General features: G+C 71.3%; 5 protein-coding genes and 1 pseudogene. 1 reads left to right on the forward strand and 5 read right to left on the reverse strand.

The window, feature by feature from the left end; genetic code table 11:
* The coding region (locus tag AC51EU_RS28000) for a C40 family peptidase (protein WP_496269883.1) at nucleotides 1-738 on the forward strand (738 nt) is incomplete at its 5' end.
* A 42-nt stretch (nucleotides 739-780) separates the two neighbouring features.
* Here the strand turns inward: AC51EU_RS28000 and AC51EU_RS28005 are convergent.
* From AC51EU_RS28005 to AC51EU_RS28025, 5 genes and pseudogenes are all read right to left on the reverse strand, one after another.
* A complete protein-coding gene (locus AC51EU_RS28005; RefSeq protein ID WP_496269884.1) occupies nucleotides 781-2,046 on the reverse strand; it encodes a styrene monooxygenase/indole monooxygenase family protein in 1,266 nt (421 codons plus the stop codon).
* Between the two features lie 79 nt (nucleotides 2,047-2,125).
* Complete coding sequence (locus AC51EU_RS28010) at nucleotides 2,126-2,740, reverse strand: GTP-binding protein (protein ID WP_496269887.1); 615 nt, start codon at nucleotides 2,738-2,740, stop codon at nucleotides 2,126-2,128.
* A gap of 4 nt (nucleotides 2,741-2,744) precedes the next feature.
* Nucleotides 2,745-3,146 (reverse strand): DUF742 domain-containing protein, encoded by a 402-nt coding sequence (locus tag AC51EU_RS28015; RefSeq protein WP_496269885.1) that lies wholly within the window; start codon nucleotides 3,144-3,146, stop codon nucleotides 2,745-2,747.
* Nucleotides 3,143-3,634 (reverse strand): roadblock/LC7 domain-containing protein, encoded by a 492-nt coding sequence (locus tag AC51EU_RS28020; protein ID WP_496269886.1) that lies wholly within the window; start codon nucleotides 3,632-3,634, stop codon nucleotides 3,143-3,145. The genes AC51EU_RS28015 and AC51EU_RS28020 overlap by 4 nt, the downstream gene beginning before the upstream one ends.
* Nucleotides 3,634-3,992 (reverse strand): annotated as a pseudogene (locus tag AC51EU_RS28025) (sensor histidine kinase); the annotation flags it as partial. The pseudogene AC51EU_RS28025 and the gene AC51EU_RS28020, both read right to left, overlap by 1 nt.

Genomic DNA, 3,992 nt, shown 5'->3' on the forward strand with positions numbered 1-3,992 from the left:
CTCCTGATGGCCCGGGACCCGCAGCGGGCGATGGACCAGAGCCGTCTGCTGCACGCGGCCGCCGAGGGCCAGGCCGCCACGGTCGCCCGGCTGACCGCCGCGGAGGAACACGCCCGGAGGCTGGCGCAGCAGGCGGACGAGGCCCTCGCCGAGCAGCGGGAACTCTCCGAGCGGCGCAGGGAGCGGCGGGACGCGGCACGGCTCAAGCTCCAGGACGTGGAGCGGCTGGTCGCCTCGCTCTCCGAGGACCAGGTCGAGGCGGTGGAACGGCTGGAGGCCCTGGGCGTCGACGCGGCCCAGCGCGATCTGCTCGCGAGCGGCCGCATCGCGGACGGCGGCGCGCCCTCCGCCCTCGGGCGCAGGGCGGTGGAGTGGGCGCTGGAACAGCTCGGCAAGCCCTATGTGTGGGGCGCCACCGGCCCGGACGCGTTCGACTGCTCGGGGCTGACGTCCCGGGCGTGGGCGCACGCCGGGCGGCCTCTCCCGCGCACCAGCCAGGAGCAGTGGGAGTCGCTGCCGCATGTGCCGCTGGACCGGCTGCGCCCCGGTGACCTGGTCATCTACTTCCCGGAGGCGACCCATGTGGCGCTGTACGCCGGCGACGGCAAGGTGATCCAGGCGCCGCGCCCCGGCAGGTCCGTGAAGATCTCGCCGATCGCGGCGAATCCCCTGCTGGGCGCCGTACGGCCGGACCCGGAGGGTGAACCTGTGGCGGGGTACACCCCGCCGGAGGACTGACGGGCGCGCCGGGCCGGCGGACGGCCGGCCCGGCGCGGTGGCTCAGGCGGCCTGTGACCCGGTCACCGAGGCGAGGTACGCCTCGGCCTTGGCCGGGTCGAAGAAGAAGTTCTCGAAGTCGGCCGGGTTGTTGAACCCGTTGGCGAAGCGGTCGGCGATCTTCTGGTTCTGGCCGGCGGCGCCGATGATGTCCAGCACGTGCCCGGGCGGCGGGGCGAGCATCGCGTTGGTCCACTTGACGACGTGCTGAGCGGTCTGCCAGTAGCGGTCGAAGGCGGCCTGCATCCACTCCGCGTCGAACGGCCGGTCGCCGTGCTCGACGATGGAGGCGAGGTAGGAGGCGGCGCACTTCGACGCCGAGTTGGAGCCCTGGCCGGTGACCGGGTCGTTGGCCACGACGACGTCGGCGACGCCGAGGACGAGGCCGCCGGAGGGGAGGTGCCCGATGGGGTGGCGCACGGTCGGGGCGTAGCGGCCGGCCAGCGTGCCGTTGGCGTCGGTCAGCTCGACGTTCGCGGAGCGCGCGTACTCCCAGGGCAGGAACTTCTTCAGCAGCGCGAGGGTGATCTCCAGGTGCTCCCGGGGATCCTGGACGCCCTGGAAGGCGTCGAGCGGACCGCCGGGGATGCCTTCCCAGAAGAGGATGTCGGCGCGGCCGGAGGTGGTGTACGTCGGCATGACGAAGAGTTCACCGACGCCGGGGACGAGGTTGCAGCGCACCGCGTCGAACTCGGGGTGCTCGGGGCGCGGGCCCATGCCGTGGACGTAGGCGACGGACAGGGCGCGCTGCGGGGTGTCGTACGGGGAACGCGAGGGGTCCCTGCGGAACATGGACACCAGTTCGCCCTTGCCGGCGGAGACCAGCGTCAGGTCGTAGCGGCGTGCGAAGAAGTCCAGGTCGGAGACGGCGGCGCCGTGGATGACGAGCTGGCCGCCGCGCTGTGCGAAGGTCTCCATCCAGCCGGCCATCTTCACGCGCTGGTCGACGGACTGGGCGTAGCCGTCGAGCTTGCCGACCCAGTCGACGGCGCGCTGGGTGCCGTCCGGCGCGTCGTAGGTGCCGGGTGCGGCGACCGAGACGCCCAGGCCCTCGATGCGCGGTGCCTGGCTCTCCCAGAAGTTGATCTGGAGGTCGCGCTCGTGCTGGAGGGCGGTGTGGAACATGCACTGCGTCGACATGACCCGGCCGGAGCGGATCTCGTCGGGCGTGCGGTTGGACATGAGGGTGACGTCGTAGCCCTGGGACTGGAGTCCGAGGGCCAGTTGGAGCCCGGACTGGCCGGCTCCGATGATGAGTATTTTCCGCATGGCGGCACTCTTCTCTTCACGAACAGCTGCTTGAGGGGGGGTGGTCTCGGGGAGGACGCACGGTCGGCCGGGTGTCCGGCTACTCGGGCGTGGACTCCAGCGCATGGGCGACCAGCACCAGCAGCGACTCGATCACCGTGTGCCGCTTCCGCGCGTCCATGATCACAATGGGCACGTGCGGCGGCACCGTCAACGCCTCGCGCACATCCTCCACGTCGTACGAGTCCGTCCCCTCGAAGTGGTTGACCGCCACGATGTACGGCAGCGCGCAGCTCTCGAAGTAGTCGAGCGCCGGGAAGCAGTCCTCCAGCCGGCGGGTGTCGGCCATCACGACCGCGCCGATCGCCCCGCGGACGAGGTCGTCCCACATGAACCAGAAGCGCTGCTGTCCGGGCGTGCCGAACAGGTAGAGCACCAGGTCCTGCTCCAGCGTGATCCGCCCGAAGTCCATCGCGACCGTGGTCGTGGTCTTCTCCGGGGTCGCCGTCAGATCGTCCGTCTCGGCGCTGGCCTGCGTCATCACCGCCTCGGTCTGGAGCGGGGTGATCTCCGAGACCGAACCGACGAAGGTCGTCTTGCCGACACCGAAGCCGCCGGCCACCACGACCTTGGTGGCGATCGGTGCCTGCGAACGGTCCGTCTGCCAGCTCTGCAGCCCCGCTTCGTCGGCGACCGCCGTTGGTCCGGCCGATATCGTGTCAGAGCCTGCGAAGTCCACTCAGCACCCTTTCGAGCAGCGCGCGGTCGGGCCGGCCGGTGCCGTGACCGGTGCCGTAGACGCGAATCTTTCCCTGGTCGGCGAGATCGCTCAGCAGCACGCGGACCACGCCCAGCGGCATTTTGAGCAGTGCGGAGATCTCCGCCACCGAACGCATCCGGCGGCAGAGTTCGACGATCGCGCGCATCTCCGGCATCACGCGGTCGCCCCAGCCGCCGGACGTCAGCTCGCGCCGCTCGTCGGGGGCGTCCAGGGCGGCGACGAAGGTCTCGACGAGCAGCACATGGCCGAAGCGTGTGCGGCCGCCGGTCAGCGAATAGGGCCGGACGCGGGCGGGTTTCTTCTCCCCGCCGCGCACCGGGAGCTTGGGGGATGTGCTCACTGGGTGCTCTCCATCGACTTGCGCAGCTCGCTGCGGAGTTCCGGGGTGAGGACATGGCCGGCCCGGCCGACGAAGAGCGCCATGTGGTAGGCGATGACGCTCATGTCGCAGTCGGGCGTGGCGTGCACGCCGAGCAGCGAACCGTCGCTGATCGACATGACGAAGAGACTGCCCTCGTCCATGGTGACCATGGTCTGCTTGACGAGGCCGCCGTCCATCAGCTTCGCGGCGCCGTTGGTGAGGCTGCCGAGACCGGAGACGATGGTCGCCAGGTCCGCGCTGGAGCCGCGCGGGCCCTCGTCCACCGCGGCACGGGCCGCCTCAGCGGCCCGTCCGGGGTCGGAGGAGAGCAGCAGCAGGCCGTCGGAGGAGACGACCGCCACCGAGAGGATGCCCGGCACCTCGTCCACCAGGTTGGTCAGCAGCCAGTGCAGGTTCCTGGCCTGCCTGCTCGGCCCTTGTCCGTGAGCAGTGGGCGCTTGTGCCATCAATCGCGTGCCTCCTCGACAACACGGCTCTCTCCCGGCGCCCCCGCTCCGTCGGAGTCCGTCCGTGGCATGGTCTGCTCCGCCGTACGTTCCGCGATCTCGGCCTCGACGTCCCGGCGGCCCTCACGTGCCCCCTGCTGGAATCCCCCGAGCCGGCGACGCAGCGCCTCGGCATTGACCCCGCCGCTCTTGCGCGGGGTGGTCGGCGCCTGCTGCGCCACGATCCTGGGCGTGCGCTTGGGCAGGCCCAGGGAGGTGCGCCGCTGTCCTTCGGACGCGGCATCGGCCTCACCCCCGGCCTCGGGCACCGGGTCCGGTGCCGGGCGGGAGTGCTGGTCGGGGCCGATGGCGTAGGGGT

The organism is Candidatus Streptomyces philanthi (assembly GCF_059553635.1).

What these genes read in the sequence shown, in the direction of transcription:
- AC51EU_RS28005 (WP_496269884.1), bottom strand. Translation starts at nt 2,046, where the DNA reads ATGCGGAAAATACTCATCATCGGAGCCGGCCAGTCCGGGCTCCAACTG.
- AC51EU_RS28020 (WP_496269886.1), bottom strand. Translation starts at nt 3,634, where the DNA reads ATGGCACAAGCGCCCACTGCTCACGGACAAGGGCCGAGCAGGCAGGCC.